Source organism: Streptomyces sp. 4N124, from assembly GCF_052245395.1.
Taxonomy (GTDB): domain Bacteria; phylum Actinomycetota; class Actinomycetes; order Streptomycetales; family Streptomycetaceae; genus Streptomyces.
Map to the genome: position 1 here is coordinate 87,663 of NZ_JBQQBS010000006.1, position 13,623 is coordinate 101,285.

General features: G+C 70.7%; 11 protein-coding genes and 1 pseudogene. 8 read left to right on the plus strand and 4 right to left on the minus strand.

All coding sequences use genetic code 11. The features are described 5' to 3' along the window. Positions 1-17: 17 nt before the first annotated feature. Positions 18-1,145, minus strand: a complete 1,128-nt coding sequence (locus tag ACTWQO_RS08090) for a serine hydrolase domain-containing protein (protein WP_443236530.1) — start codon at positions 1,143-1,145, stop codon at positions 18-20. Between the two features lie 121 nt (positions 1,146-1,266). Between ACTWQO_RS08090 and ACTWQO_RS08095 the strand changes: the two genes are divergently transcribed. Further along, positions 1,267-1,842 carry a hypothetical protein gene (locus tag ACTWQO_RS08095; protein WP_443236531.1) on the plus strand — a complete coding sequence of 192 codons (576 nt, stop codon included), beginning with the start codon at positions 1,267-1,269 and terminating at the stop codon, positions 1,840-1,842. Here the strand turns inward: ACTWQO_RS08095 and ACTWQO_RS08100 are convergent. Further along, positions 1,818-3,263, minus strand: a complete 1,446-nt coding sequence (locus ACTWQO_RS08100) for a cytosine permease (protein ID WP_443236532.1) — start codon at positions 3,261-3,263, stop codon at positions 1,818-1,820. The two genes, ACTWQO_RS08095 and ACTWQO_RS08100, sit on opposite strands and share 25 nt — an antisense overlap. A 127-nt stretch (positions 3,264-3,390) precedes the next feature. On the opposite strand from ACTWQO_RS08100, the gene ureA reads away from it, so the two are divergent. The 7 genes from ureA to cimA all read left to right on the plus strand — a co-directional run bounded on the left by ureA (position 3,391) and on the right by cimA (position 11,187). Beyond that, complete coding sequence (gene ureA / locus ACTWQO_RS08105) at positions 3,391-4,071, plus strand: urease subunit gamma (protein ID WP_443236533.1); 681 nt, start codon at positions 3,391-3,393, stop codon at positions 4,069-4,071. Next, positions 4,068-5,741, plus strand: a complete 1,674-nt coding sequence (locus ACTWQO_RS08110) for an urease subunit alpha (protein WP_443236534.1) — start codon at positions 4,068-4,070, stop codon at positions 5,739-5,741. Before ureA ends, ACTWQO_RS08110 begins: the two co-directional genes overlap by 4 nt. Before the next feature lie 8 nt (positions 5,742-5,749). Next, positions 5,750-6,793 (plus strand): agmatine deiminase family protein, encoded by a 1,044-nt coding sequence (locus ACTWQO_RS08115; RefSeq protein WP_443236535.1) that lies wholly within the window; start codon positions 5,750-5,752, stop codon positions 6,791-6,793. Positions 6,794-6,802: 9 nt separating this feature from the next. Beyond that, a complete protein-coding gene (locus tag ACTWQO_RS08120; RefSeq protein ID WP_443236536.1) occupies positions 6,803-7,300 on the plus strand; it encodes a hypothetical protein in 498 nt (165 codons plus the stop codon). 53 nt (positions 7,301-7,353) lie between these two features. Next, on the plus strand, positions 7,354-7,899 hold the full coding sequence (locus ACTWQO_RS08125; RefSeq protein WP_443236655.1) for a TetR/AcrR family transcriptional regulator: 546 nt from the start codon (positions 7,354-7,356) through the stop codon (positions 7,897-7,899). A gap of 147 nt (positions 7,900-8,046) precedes the next feature. After that, complete coding sequence (locus ACTWQO_RS08130) at positions 8,047-9,273, plus strand: TolB family protein (RefSeq protein WP_443236537.1); 1,227 nt, start codon at positions 8,047-8,049, stop codon at positions 9,271-9,273. Positions 9,274-9,582: 309 nt separating this feature from the next. Then, entirely contained in the window at positions 9,583-11,187 is a 1,605-nt protein-coding gene (gene cimA, locus ACTWQO_RS08135; protein WP_443236538.1) for a citramalate synthase, read from the plus strand. Between the two features lie 21 nt (positions 11,188-11,208). Here the strand turns inward: cimA and ACTWQO_RS08140 are convergent, their stop codons facing one another. Further along, positions 11,209-11,892 carry an SLATT domain-containing protein gene (locus tag ACTWQO_RS08140; RefSeq protein ID WP_443236539.1) on the minus strand — a complete coding sequence of 228 codons (684 nt, stop codon included), beginning with the start codon at positions 11,890-11,892 and terminating at the stop codon, positions 11,209-11,211. Positions 11,893-11,966: 74 nt separating this feature from the next. Beyond that, a pseudogene (locus ACTWQO_RS08145) lies at positions 11,967-13,424 on the minus strand (glycoside hydrolase family 30 protein); the annotation flags it as partial. Between the last annotated feature and the right edge of the window lie 199 nt (positions 13,425-13,623).

A 13,623-nucleotide genomic window follows, 5' to 3' on the forward strand; every position in this document is an offset into this window, starting at 1 on the left:
GGCGGGTCCTCGCGTTCTCAGGAACTCTCGGCCCGCACCCGGTCGAGGATGCCCTGGGTCAGCTCTCCCGCCCGGTCATCGAGGTTCCACTTCCCTTCCCGGTAGGCGTGGTTGCTCACCCAGAAGACGAGGACGCCGTCGCGCAGGGAGCGGCCGAGCAGCGCCAGTGACCAGTCGTTGCCGCCGTCGTGCCAGGCCACCGGGCCGTCGGGGGTGTCGCTGATGGTCCAGCCGTAGCCGTACGAGTCGTCCGAGTCGGGCTCCGGCACGCGTGGCTCGAACAGCTTGTCCCTGGCCCGCGCCGGCAGGATCTCGTCGCCCAGGAGAGCACGGTGCCAGCGGAGCATGTCGCCGGCGGTGGAGAGCATGCCGCCGTTGCCGCGCAGGTTCCAGTACGGCCCGTCGGCGGCCCAGGGGTGGTCGAAGGGCCTGCCCTGGCTCCGGCCCGCGCTGTCGTACTCCACGGCGACCAGATGCCGTGGCCACCGGGGCAGCACGTACCCGGTCCGGGTCATGCCGGCCGGGGCGAACAGATGCCGGGCCAGGAACGGCTCGTAGCCCTCCCCGGACGCCTTCTCGACGATCGCGGCGAGCAGGCTGTACCCGGTGTTGGAATAGGAGAACTCCGCTCCCGGCGCCGACCGGAGCTTCGATGCCAGCGCCGCGCGCACCAGTTGGTCGCGCGAGAGAGGGTCGTAGTCGTCGCCGAGCCCCTCGATCAGGCCCGATGTGTGGGTGAGCAGGTGCTCGATCGTGATGTCGCGCTTGTCGTCCGGCACCGGCCCGAGGTACCGGCTGACGCGGTCGCTCACCCGGAGCCGGCCCATCGCCTCCAGTTTCACGATCGCGGCCGCCGTGAACTGCTTGGTGACCGACCCGACGTCGTACACCGTGCGGCAGCTCGCGGGGGTGCCGGCGGCGCGGTTCGACGTGCCGAACCCGGCGCAGTACGCGAGCTCGTCACCGTGAGCGGCGAGCACGGTGCCGCCGGCGCCCTTGGGCCAGGTGCGGTGGACGAAGTCGGCGATCGAGTCGCCGTCGTGCGGCGGCCGTGACTCGGCCGGGGGAGCGCCGAGCAGCAGCAGCGCCAGTACGGCGGCGGCCGCACCGGCGAGGCGGCGGCGGGAGCGGTGAGACGGACCCATGTGACCTCCAACGGCGGGAATCCGCACCGAGGTTGACCGCCGCTGTGGCCGTTGCTCAAGCTGTCAGGGCGTTCGAGCTTGTGCGAGCCTGTGTACGTCCAGCTCACCAGGGGGGATCACGATGACCACCGCACCGCCCACACCGCCCGACACCGACGCCGCCGCCTTCGTCGCCGCGCTGCGCCGCCTCAAGGCCTGGTCGGGACTGAGCTACCGCCGGCTGGAACGCCGTGCGGCGGACGCGGGCCACACCCTGCCGTACTCCACGGCGGCCACCATGCTGGGCCGGGAACGGCTGCCCCGCGCGGAACTCGTCGCCGCGTTCGTGGCGGCGTGCGGGGTGCGCGGGACGGAGGCCGAGGCGTGGCTGGACGCGCGCAGCCGCATCGCGTGCGGGGCGGTGGATGCGGGAGGCTCGGTCGGGCGCGCTGCGGTGGACGCCGGGAGCCCCGCCGGGCGCGCCGCGGTGGACGCGGGAGGTTCCGTCGGGCGCGTCGCGGTGGTGACGCCGCCGGGCCGGAGCGAGTCGGTGGAGGCCGTGCCGGTGCGGCGTCCGCGGCCACAGCGGTGGGCGGGGGTCGCCGCCGCCGTGCTGCTGACCGCCCTCCTCGGCGGGGCGCTGGCGAGTGGTGGTCTCACCGACGACGAGGAGATACGGCAGTCGCGGACCGCCTACGACGTCACCGAGGCGCGCTGAGCCTCCGTGCCCTCGACGCCCTCGGTGGCCACCGGCGCATGAGCCGCCCGCGAGGTCAGCGCCAGGTAGCCGATCCCGCCCACCGCACCCGACAGCAGGAAGCTGCAGTCGACCCCGCCGGTCAGCGCCAGCAGCGGGCCCTCGTACGACGGCAGGGACACCGCCAGCAGACCGGTCACCGCGCCGGCCGCCCAGGACACGGTCGCCGGGATGTGCCAGCCTGCCCGGTACCAGTAGATCCCGCCCCGGGAGCGGCGGTTGAAGACCTGGAGGGCCTCCGCGTCGTAGACCCCGCCGCAGCGGACATGGCCGATGAGGGTGATCACCGCCCAGGGCGTGCCGATCGCCGTCAGCAGCAGGACGAAGGACGTCATCGCCGACTGGGCCTCCCACGCGTAGTGCCCGACGAACACACAGGCCGTGGCGACGACCGCGACGGCGCAGGTCGCCCGTGCGCGGGAGGTGCGCGGGACGATCGCGTCCAGATCGAGGCCCATGGAGTAGAGCATCAGGCCCGCGTTGCCGGCGGAGCCCGCGGAGGCGGCCAGCAGGAGAGGCAGCAGGTACCAGGTGGGGGCGGCGTCGACCAGCGGGCCCGCGTAGTCGAGGGCCGCGCGTGCCGCGTACGCCGTGAAGGTGCCGAAGAGTTGGGGAATCAGCAGGCCGAGCATCAGCCCGAGCCAGGTCGCGTGCAGGACCCGGCGCGAGGTGTGGCGGACCGGTGAGATGTAGCGGGTGTAGTCGCCGAGGAGGGTGATGAAGGCGATCGGCCCGGACAGGCCCGCCGCCACCGTCGCCAGCAGCCACGTCGGCCAGAACCCGCCCAGCAGATACCCGCCCGCCTCCGGGAGCGCGTCCGTCGTGAAGTCCGGGGCGTACGCGAACACGCCGAGCAGCAGCAGGGCCGTCATGCCGATCGCGAGGACGCGGGACATGGCCAGCAGTACGCGGTAGCCGTAGACCGCGCCTGCGACGGTCGCCGCGGCGAGCAGCCCGTACACAGTGCCATATGACATTCCACTCGTCGGCAGCCCGAACAGCCGACCCAGGACGCTCACCATCACATCGCCGCCGATCCAAAGGGTCAGGGCGGTGTAACCGAGGGCCAGCAGCAGGCCGACGACCGAGCCGACCAACCGGCCGCGCACGCCGAACTGGGCGCCGGACGACGTCGACAGGTTCGTGGCTGTGCGCAGGGAGACCAGCGCCAGCGGGGCCGTGAACAGCGTGCCGAGCACCGTGCCCACGGCGATCGAGCTCACCGACGCCCACCAGCCGAGGCCGAAGGACGGCGGCAGCCAGCCGAAGACGATCACGCCCAGGCAGAGGTTCGAGCCGAGCAGGATCGAGACGAGGTCACGGGGGGAGCTGGTGCGTTCCTCGTCGGGGACGGTGTCGACTCCGCGCTGTTCCATCGGCATACCTGGTCTCCTTCGCCTTGCCCGACATTTAGAACGCCACTCAATGTGGGTCACGCGATGGGAGACGTCAACCCTTCCCTTCTCATGCGTTCATGTTTAGAGTGGCGTTCGAAACGAAGGGAACGACATGCGGCTGACCCCCACCGAACGCGACCGGCTGCTGCTCTTCGGGGCCGCCGAGCTGGCCCGGGCGCGCCGGGTCCGAGGGCTCCGGCTCAATGTGCCGGAGGCCACCGCGCTCATCGCGGACACCGTCTGCGAGGCGGCCCGGGACGGCGTCCGGCTCGCCGAGGCCATCGAGCGCGCCCGGTCGGTCCTGGGCCCCGATGACGTGCTGCCGGGTGTCGCGGACGTGGTCACCGAGGTGCATGTCGAGGCCGTCTTCGACGACGGTTCGCGGCTCGCGGTGGTCCCGGACCCCATCGGGGGCGGTCTGGGGGAGGGCGCACCGGGTGCGCTGCTGCCGGGACCGGCGCACGCCGAGCCCGAGGCGGTCGTACGGCTGAAGGTCACCAACACCGCCACCGTGCCGGTCTCGGTGACGTCCAACTTCCACTTCTTCGAGGCCAACCCGCGCCTGGACTTCGTACGCGAGAAGGCCTACGGCATGCGGCTCGCCGTGCCCGCCGGGTCGTCGGTGCGGTTCGGGCCGGGGGAGAGCGTCGAGGTCGGGCTCGTGCCCATCGGGGGTGAGCGGATCGCGATCGGGTTCGCCGGTCTGGTCGACGGGGCGCTGGACGCGCCGGGGGTGAAGGAAGAGGCCCTGCGCAGGGCCGCCGCCTGCGGATACCTGGGAGTCGAACGGTGAATCCGTACGAGTACGCGTCCACGCACGGCCCGCGCGCGGGCGACCGCGTCCGCCTCGGCGACTCGGGTCTGGTGATCCGTGTTGAGGACGACTCCCAGCGCTACGGCGACGAGTTCCTCGCCGGATTCGGCAAGACCGCGCGCGACGGGCTGCACCTCAAGGCCGCCGCCGTGCGGGAGACCTGTGACGTGGTGATCAGCAATGTGGTCGTGATCGACGCCGTGCAGGGGATCCGGAAGGTCTCCATCGGCATCCGTGAGGGACGCATCTGCTCCATCGGGCGGGCCGGGAACCCGGACACCCTCGACGGGGTCGATGTCGTCGTCGGCACGGGTACGTCGATCGTGTCCGGCGAGGGGCTCATCGCCACCGCCGGTGCCGTGGACACGCACGTCCATCTGCTGTCGCCGCGGATCATGGAGGCGTCACTGGCGTCCGGGGTGACCACCATCATCGGCCAGGAGTTCGGGCCCGTGTGGGGGGTCGGGGTCAACTCGCCCTGGGCGCTGCGGCATGCGTTCAACGCCTTCGACGCCTGGCCGGTCAACATCGGCTTCCTGGGCCGGGGTTCGTCGTCGCATGAGGCGCCCTTGGTGGAGGCCCTGGCCGAAGGAGGTGCCTCCGGCTTCAAGGTGCACGAGGACATGGGCGCCCATACGCGGGCGCTGGACACGGCGTTGCGGGTCGCCGAGGAGCACGATGTCCAAGTCGCCCTGCACAGCGACGGGTTGAACGAGTGCCTGTCGGTCGAGGACACCCTGCGGGTCCTGGAGGGGCGTACGATCCACGCCTTCCACATCGAGGGCTGCGGCGGCGGACATGTGCCGAACGTGCTGAAGATGGCTGGCGTCGCGAACGTCATCGGCTCCTCCACCAACCCCACCCTGCCCTTCGGCCGGGACGCGGTCGCCGAGCACTACGGCATGATCGTGTCCGTCCACGACCTGAAGACCGACCTGCCGGGCGACGCCGCCATGGCTCGCGACCGCATCCGCGCCGGGACCATGGGCGCCGAGGACGTGCTGCACGACCTGGGCGCGATCGGCATCACCTCGTCGGACGCGCAGGGCATGGGACGCGCGGGCGAGACGGTGCGCCGTACGTTCGCGATGGCCGGGAAGATGAAGGCCGAGTTCGGCGCCCCGGACGACGGTCACGACAACGACCGCGTCCTGCGCTATATGGCCAAGCTGACGATCAACCCGGCCATCGCGCACGGGCTTTCGCACGAGGTGGGCTCACTGGAGGTCGGCAAGCTCGCCGACATCGTGCTGTGGCGGCCGGAGTACTTCGGCGCCAAGCCGCAGCTCGTACTCAAGGCGGGCTTCCCGGCGTACGGCGTGGTCGGCGACCCCAACGCGGCCACCGACACCTGCGAACCCCTCGTCCTCGGACCGCAGTTCGGGGCGTACGGCGCCACACCCGCCGACCTCTCGGTGGCCTTCGTCGCCCGGGCCGCCGTCGACCAGGGCGACGACTCGATGCCGACGCGCCGCCGCCGGGTCGCCGTCCGCGGCACCCGCGGTATCGGACCGGCCGACCTGCGCCGCAACTCCCGTACCGGAACCGTCGATGTGGACCAGCGCACCGGACTGGTCACCCTCGACGGCGATCCGATGCGCTCCGAGCCCGCCGACTCGGTCTCCCTCAACCGCCTGTACTTCCTGTGAGGAACCCTGTGAGCACTCCCGCCTCCGACGGCTTCCGCATGCCCGCCGAGTGGGCCCCGCACGAGCGCACGTGGATGGCCTGGCCGGGTCCGAACCCGACCTTCGAGGACCCGGACGACCTGGCGGACTCCCGTGCCGCGTGGGCGTCGGTCGCCCGGGCGATCCGCCGGTTCGAGCCGGTGACGGTGGTGTGCGGGCCGGGGCAGGCCGACCGGTCCCTGCTGGGCGAGGACATCGAGATCGTCGAGCGCGAACTCGACGACGCCTGGATGCGCGACATCGGGCCGACCTTCCTGACCAACGGGCGTGAACTCGCCGCCGTCGACTGGACGTTCAACGGCTGGGGCGCCCAGAGCTGGGCCCGCTGGGAGCACGACGCGAAGATCGCCGCGTATGTCTCGGACCTCGCGGGTGCGACGAAGACGTACGCCTCGAAACTCGTCAACGAAGGTGGCGCGATCCACGTCGACGGCGAGGGCACGGTGCTGCTGACCGAGACGGTCCAGCTCGGTCCCGAGCGCAACCCGGGCTGGACGAAGGCGCAGGTCGAGGCGGAGATCCACGCCCACCTCGGCACCCGCAAGGCGATCTGGCTGCCGCGCGGCCTCACCGGCGACTACCCGCCCAACGGCTTCGGCACGCTGGGGCACGTGGACATCGTGGCCGCCTTCGCCCGCCCGGGTGTGGTCGTGGCCCATGTGCAGCCGGACCCGGCGCACCCCGACCACGAGGTGACCCAGGAGATCGTCGGCCTGCTGACGTCGCAGACGGACGCGCGCGGGCGCCGGCTGGAGGTCGTCGAGGTGCCCGCGCCGACCGTCCTGGAGGCGGACGGCCACTGGGCCGACTACTCCTACATCAACCACTACCTCTGCAACGGCGGCGTGGTGCTCTGCGGTTTCGACGACCCGCGCGACGAGATCGCGGCCGGGATCTTCCGCCGGCTGTTCCCGGAGCGGACGGTGACGCTGGTGGACGCCCGGACGATCTTCGCGGGCGGCGGCGGGATCCACTGCGTCACTCAGCAGCAGCCCAAGGTGCCGGTCAGGTAGAACGTACGGGTGAACGTACTGCTCTGCGCCGCTTGCGGACACCGGCTGACCGAGCCGCTGCGACCGCTGCCCGGGCTGCCGGAACGCCCCGAGTACGGCGGGCTGAAGAATCCGGACGGCTCACGGCACGCCCCGTCGACCGTGCCGCGCGGCACCTACGCGGTGGACCCGGAGCCGTCCGGGGCACCGTTCGTGCCACATCCGGATCCGGAGTGGGCGGGGGCGGCGATCCCGGGTGTGTGCATCTCGGACCCCGACGGCGACGGGTTCCTGATGTCGGCCGGACCGCGCGACACCCTGGTGACACATCCCGAGGACACGGCAGGTCGGCTGTCCCACAACCCCGAGTCGTCGGAGATCGGCTGCTGCGGCGCACCCGGCCAGGAGGGGCCCAACCGGGTGTGCGGATGCTGCGGAGGGCTGGTCGCGACCCTGTTCAGCGACTGCTACGTCCCGTACGAGATCCACTTCCTGCCCGACGCCGTGCAGGTGGAGGCGGCCGAGTGACGACCCGTCGCCGCACCCCCGCCCCGCCCCGCGAGGACGTTCTCGCCGCCGCCATGGAGATGATCGCCGAGCGCGGTCTGGAGAAGCTGACCATGGCGGCGCTCGGCCGCCAGGTCGGGATGAGCAGCGGCCATCTCCTCTACTACTTCCACTCCAAGGACGAGCTGCTGCTCCAGACCCTGGAGTGGAGCGAAGGCAGACTGGGCGCGGAGCGCGGCCGGCTGCTGACCCGGTCCGCACCGGCCCGGGAGCGGCTCGACGCGTACGTCGACCTGTACGTGCCCGACGGCCACCGCGACCCTCACTGGACGCTCTGGCTGGAGGTCTGGAACCGCTCGCAGAACGCCGACGACGAGGCCCGCGAACGCCAGGCCGCCATCGAGGGCGTCTGGCACCGGGACCTGGTGGCCCTGGTGGCGGAAGGGATGTCGAGAGGGGAGTTCCGGGCGGTCGACCCGGACCGCTTCGCCGCCCGTCTGCGAGCCCTGCTCGACGGCTTCTCCATCCACGTGGCGATCGGGCTGCGCGGCACGGACCGAGCGCAGATTCTCAGCCACGTACGGGAGTTCCTCGACGAGAGCCTCCTCGCGGACGTCTGACCACACGCCCTGGTTGTACGCAAAAAGGGCGATTGACCCTGTAGCGCGTGGTGCGTTTGCCTCGAAGAGAGCCCTCGGCGCGGGGCCGGGGGAGAAGCGTCCACGGGGAACTCAGGGGGAACATGTCCAGCCACGGGGGGAACAACCATGCACAGCGGCAAGCGGATTGCCGCGCTCACTGCCGTCGCCGTCGCCGTCACGGTGGCGCTGACGGGAACCACGGCGGGCGCCGCACCCGGCGCTCCGCGCACCGAGCCGATCAGCGTCACACCGGAGGGCAAGGCGGGCAACGGCATCACGCACAACTCCGTCATCAGCCGCAACGGCCGTCACATCGCGCTCACTTCGGACGCCGAAGACCTCGACCCCAACGTGCCGCACGGCGGCATGTACCTGCGTGACCCGCACACCGGCAAGCTCCGATTCGCGGGGTTCGGCGGCCTGGTGGCGGTTCTCGACGACGGCCGCTATGTCTACGTCCAGTACGGCCCGTCCAACGAGGACACGGACGTGTGGATCCACGACATCGACACGGGGAAGCGGGTGGGATTCGGCCTGGAGATCCCCGAGGGCTTCACCGGACAGCCCGCCGAGGTCTCCGTGAGCCCCAACGGCCGCTACGCCGTCTACACGCTCCAGGAGAGCGCCGAGAGCAGCGCGAGCGTGGTCTTCCTGCGCGACCGCGTCGCCGGCACCACCGAGCGGATCAGCCACCCGAAGCCCACCTGGGAGCCGCGCAACGCCTCCCGGCCGACGGTCAGCGACGACGGCCGCCGGGTCGTCTACCAGTACAACTTCATGAACGGCCCGCGCGGCGACGACTGGGGCGACGTCTGGATGTACGACCGCACCAGGGGCGAGCACACCCAGATCGACCGCTCCCACGACGGCTCGCAGACGGAGAAGGAGTCCCTGAACCCGTCGATCAGCGGCAACGGCCGTACCGTCGTCTTCGAGTCCCGCGACACCCACCTGGTCCCCGATGACAACGACGTCAGCTGGAATGTCTTCGTCCACGACGTCGCCACCGGCGCCAACCAGCGCATCCACGGCACCCAGGGCGGCCCCGGCGAGGTCTACACCCGCAACGGCGCGATCAGTTCCGACGGCCGGTATCTCACGTTCATGTCGGAGGTGGCCGAGCCCGGCAGCCGTTACGGCAAGGAGACGCCCGTCTATCTGCGGGACCTGAAGAAGGGCACCACCACCCTGGTCACCCCGGACACCACCGGCGGCACCGCTTCCGCCGAGGTCCTGCCGGGCCGGATCGCCGACGGTGCCCGCCGTATCGTCTTCCAGTCGTTCGACCCGACGCTGATCCCGGCCGGCGACACCAACGACGGCGCCGACGCGTTCGTACGCCACCTGCGATGATCAACCGGCTGTTCGCATCATGAGACGGACGGTGAGCGCGGGGGAAAGCTGTGCCAGACTGCCCCCGTGCTCTCGTTCGCCATGATTATTGGCAGCAGGCGCGCCGGTCCGCAGTGACCGCCACGTACGACCAGGTACGGGCGGACACCGTCGTCCTCGACCCGCGCGCAGACCTCTCGCACCCGCGAGGGGTTTTTCGCATTTCTGGCCCACCTACAGCCGGGAGCGCAGCGCGAGGGATCATTGGAGGACGGTGGAGCCGGTCATTCCGGTAACGACCGAGATCCCTTCATCAGGAGCCAACAGACCATGACGGAAACCAGCGAACTCGACGACTCGTTCCACGTCTTCGACACCACCCTGCGCGACGGCGCGCAGCGGGAGGGCATCAACCTCACCGTCGCGGACAAGCTGGCCATCGCACGGCACCTGGACGACTTCGGCGTGGGCTTCATCGAGGGCGGCTGGCCCGGCGCCAACCCGCGGGACACGGAGTTCTTCGCTCGGGCGCAGGCGGAGATCGCCTTCCAGCACGCCCAGCTGGTCGCCTTCGGCGCCACCCGTCGCGCGGGCGGCAAGGCGAGCGAGGACCACCAGGTCAGGGCGTTGCTGGAGTCCGGCGCCCCGGTGATCACCCTGGTCGCCAAGTCCCATGACCGGCATGTCGAACTCGCGCTGCGCACCACGCTCGACGAGAACCTGGAGATGGTCCGCGACACGGTCTCCTTCCTGAAGGAACAGGGCCGCCGCGTCTTCGTCGACTGCGAGCACTTCTTCGACGGCTACCGCGCCAACCCCGAGTACGCCAAGGCCGTCGTCCGTACGGCGTCGGACGCCGGCGCCGACGTCGTGATCCTCTGCGACACCAACGGCGGCATGCTCCCGGCGCAGGTCCAGGCGGTCGTCTCGACGGTCCTGGCCGACACGGGCGCCCGGCTCGGCATCCACGCCCAGGACGACACCGGCTGCGCCGTCGCCAACACCCTCGCCGCCGTGGACGCCGGCGCGACCCACGTCCAGTGCACGGCGAACGGCTACGGCGAGCGCGTCGGCAACGCCAACCTCTTCCCCGTCGTCGCGGCCCTGGAGCTGAAGTACGGCAAGAAGGTGCTCCCCGACGGCCACCTCCGCGAGATGACCCGGATCTCGCACGCCATCGCCGAGGTCGTGAACCTCACCCCCTCCACCCACCAGCCCTACGTCGGCGTCTCCGCCTTCGCGCACAAGGCGGGACTGCACGCCTCCGCGATCAAGGTCGACCCCGACCTGTACCAGCACATCGACCCCGAGCAGGTCGGCAACACCATGCGCATGCTGGTCTCCGACATGGCGGGCCGCGCCTCCATCGAGCTCAAGGGCAAGGAGCTCGGCGTCGACCTCGGTGGCGACCGCGAGCTGGTCGGCCGGGTCGTCGAGCGGGTGAAGGAGCGGGAGCTCAAGGGCTACACGTACGAAGCCGCCGACGCGTCCTTCGAGCTGCTGCTGCGTGCCGAGGTCGAGGGCAGGCCGCTGAAGTACTTCGAGGTCGAGTCCTGGCGCGCGATCGTCGAGGACCGCCCCGACGGCACCCACGCCAACGAGGCCACCGTCAAGCTGTGGGCCAAGAGCGAGCGCATCGTCGCCACGGCCGAGGGCAACGGCCCGGTCAACGCCCTGGACCGCGCCCTGCGGGTCGCCCTGGAGAAGATCTACCCGCAGCTCGCCAAGCTCGAGCTCGTCGACTACAAGGTCCGCATCCTCGAAGGAAAGCACGGCACCCAGTCCACGACCCGTGTCCTCATCGCCACCTCCGACGGAGAGGGCGAGTGGTCGACGGTGGGCGTCGGCGAGAACGTCATCGCCGCGTCCTGGCAGGCGCTGGAGGACGCCTACGCCTACGGGCTGCTGCGGGCGGGCGTGGAGCCGGCGGAGTAGGCCGCCCGCAGCCGGGCCGTGTCACAAGGCCGTGTCGCGCTGCCTCGGCATCTGGTCGGCGCCCCGGTCGCGTCCGGGCATCCGGTCCAGGCGGAACAGCCCGGCGCCGCCCGGCCGCTGCCCGGGGACGTGCGCCGTGGAGCGGGTCAGCTCCTCGACGCCGTCCGCCAGGTAGCCGATCCAGGCCGAGCTCTCCTCCTCCAGGATCCGCTGGGTGTCCATCCGCAGCCGCTCGATGATGCCCAGCAGCGCGGCCTGCTCCTTGTCGCTGGGGGAGTCGGTGGTCCTCAAGTAGGCCTGCGCCCAGTCGGCCTGGGCCTTCTTGAGGACCTGCTGCAACGCCACCTCGGTGCGGATGTAGCGGGTCCAGGACGCGGAGAAACCGAAGATCCGGTCGAACAGGACACAGCCCGCACCGCCGGCCAGGAACACGAAGCCCCATTCCGGCTGGATGCTTTCCGGAACGGCCGCGTGCACCAGCGGTGTGAGCGTGCCGACGATGCCCAGCAGCGCCGCCAGCGCCCGCAGCGCCCGCGACCACTTGGACGGGCTTCGGCGCTTGGCCAGATACCAGCCGATGGCGTCCGTCGCCTCGCGCTCGGCGTGCCGGAACAGCTCCCACAGCAGCTCGGCCCGGGTACGCGACCGGTCCAGCTCGCTGAGTTCGGACACCGTCATGTCGGCGGCGCTGCGTCTGCGGAGCATCCCCCTGCCCTTCTGCTGTGACTGGCGCGCCGTCCACGGCGGCCAGGGCATCGTAGCGGCCCCGCGTCAGATCACCATGTGAACGTCGCCGACGTCTTGCCCGGCAGCGAGTAAGTGGCGTGCTGCGAGCCCCAGTTGATGGTCACCGTCTTCGCGGTCGACGCGTCGTTGTACGCGATCAGCGCCTTCGAACCGTCCGGGTTGCGCCATGCCACGTTCGGCACCGACGAGGATGCCGTGGAGGCGATCCGCTGCGCACCCGGCTTCACGAACTTCGTCAGATGGCCCATCGTGTAGTACTCGACGGTGAAGTCGACCTGGCCGTGCCGGGAGTCGCCGTTGTGCACGGTGATCAGTCCGTCGCAGGTGCCGCAACCGCCGTTGTGCGGGCCGCGGTTCTGGTCCAGGGCGAGGGACCACTTCGTCACCGACTTCGCCCAGTTACGGGTGTAGTCGATGATGTTCATCATGTCCTCGCGCTGCTGGTTGGCGATCCACGTCCCGCCGGAGTGCTCGGTGCCGAAGGCGTCCAGCTGCGGGTACTGGTTGTGCACCTGCGTCTGCTTGGCCACGTCACCGCCGTACCCGTGCCAGGCGATCCCGCCGAAGTTCGGGTGCGAGCGGATCGCCGCGTCGTCCACCGTCTGGGCGGCGTAGGCGTCGTAGGTGTCCCAGTTCCAGTCGTGCGCCAGCACCTTGGTGGACAGCCCGGCCGCCTGGAGCTTGGGCAGCAGCTCGTTCTTGGTGAAGTAGTGCAGCCCGGAGGAGTTCCAGCTCATCGACGGATAGCCGGCGCAGCACGTCGGCTCGTTCTGCGCGGTGACGTACGAGATCGGGATGCCCTGCGCCTGGTAGGCCTGCACGTACTTCACGAAGTACGAGGCGAATGTCCCGTAGTACTCCGCCTTCAGCCAGCCCCCGTTGAGCTGCCCGCTGTCCTTCATCCAGGCCGGAGCGGTCCACGGTGACGCCATCACTGTCAGGGACGGGTTCAGCTGGAGCGCCTGCTTGGTCAGCGGCGCGACGTCCTGCAGATCGTGCGCGATGGTGAACTCGGAGAGGTCGGGGTCCGTCTGCCCGGCCGGCATGTCGTCGTAGGTGTAGCCGAACCGTGCCAGGTCCGAACCGCCCATCGGATTGCGCAGGAACGACAGCCCGATGCCGTCCGTCGGTGAGAACAGCTTGCGCATGGTGTCGTCCCGGGTGGCCTGGGACAGGGCGCCGCTGCCGTCCATCAGCCAGGCCGCGGTGTCCGTGAAGGACGCGCCGCCGCCGGTGAAGCTCTGGTAGCGGGTGTTCTCGTCGACGGTGATGTTCTCGCCCGAACCGCCGCTGCCTGCCTGGAAGTTGAACGGCGTCTGGGCCTGGAGTCCGCGAACGACGTGGCGTCCGCCGGCGTCGTCGGTCGTGGTCAGGTAGGCCGTGACCGGCTCGCCGGCCGCGTGCGCTGACGAGTGGGCCAGGCCGGTGAGTCCGGCGGTGGTGAGCAGTCCGGCGAGAACCATCCGGATCGCGCGTGGGGGTCGTCTCATGGTGCGCCGCCCTTCCGTGGGGGTTGTGGTGGGGGAAGCGGGGCGTGCGAGCCGTGAGTTAATGACGGCTTCGTGGAGCCGTCAAGGGGTCGCGCATTCATTGGTCGAACGGACAACGGCCCAGTTCCGGCCGCCCGTTGCCTCTGTACCGGTTCTGACGTGAAGTCTTGACGGCAGCGAGGGGCGCTTGTTAACTCAC

Excerpts from the sequence above, each read along its gene's own strand:
- ACTWQO_RS08100 (WP_443236532.1), bottom strand. The coding sequence starts at position 3,263 with ATGCCGATGGAACAGCGCGGAGTCGACACCGTCCCCGACGAGGAACGC.
- ACTWQO_RS08140 (WP_443236539.1), bottom strand. The coding sequence starts at position 11,892 with ATGCTCCGCAGACGCAGCGCCGCCGACATGACGGTGTCCGAACTCAGC.
- ACTWQO_RS08130 (WP_443236537.1), top strand. The coding sequence starts at position 8,047 with ATGCACAGCGGCAAGCGGATTGCCGCGCTCACTGCCGTCGCCGTCGCC.
- ACTWQO_RS08090 (WP_443236530.1), bottom strand. The coding sequence starts at position 1,145 with ATGGGTCCGTCTCACCGCTCCCGCCGCCGCCTCGCCGGTGCGGCCGCC.
- ACTWQO_RS08125 (WP_443236655.1), top strand. The coding sequence starts at position 7,354 with ATGGAGATGATCGCCGAGCGCGGTCTGGAGAAGCTGACCATGGCGGCG.
- ACTWQO_RS08095 (WP_443236531.1), top strand. The coding sequence starts at position 1,267 with ATGACCACCGCACCGCCCACACCGCCCGACACCGACGCCGCCGCCTTC.
- cimA (WP_443236538.1), top strand. The coding sequence starts at position 9,583 with ATGACGGAAACCAGCGAACTCGACGACTCGTTCCACGTCTTCGACACC.
- ureA (WP_443236533.1), top strand. The coding sequence starts at position 3,391 with ATGCGGCTGACCCCCACCGAACGCGACCGGCTGCTGCTCTTCGGGGCC.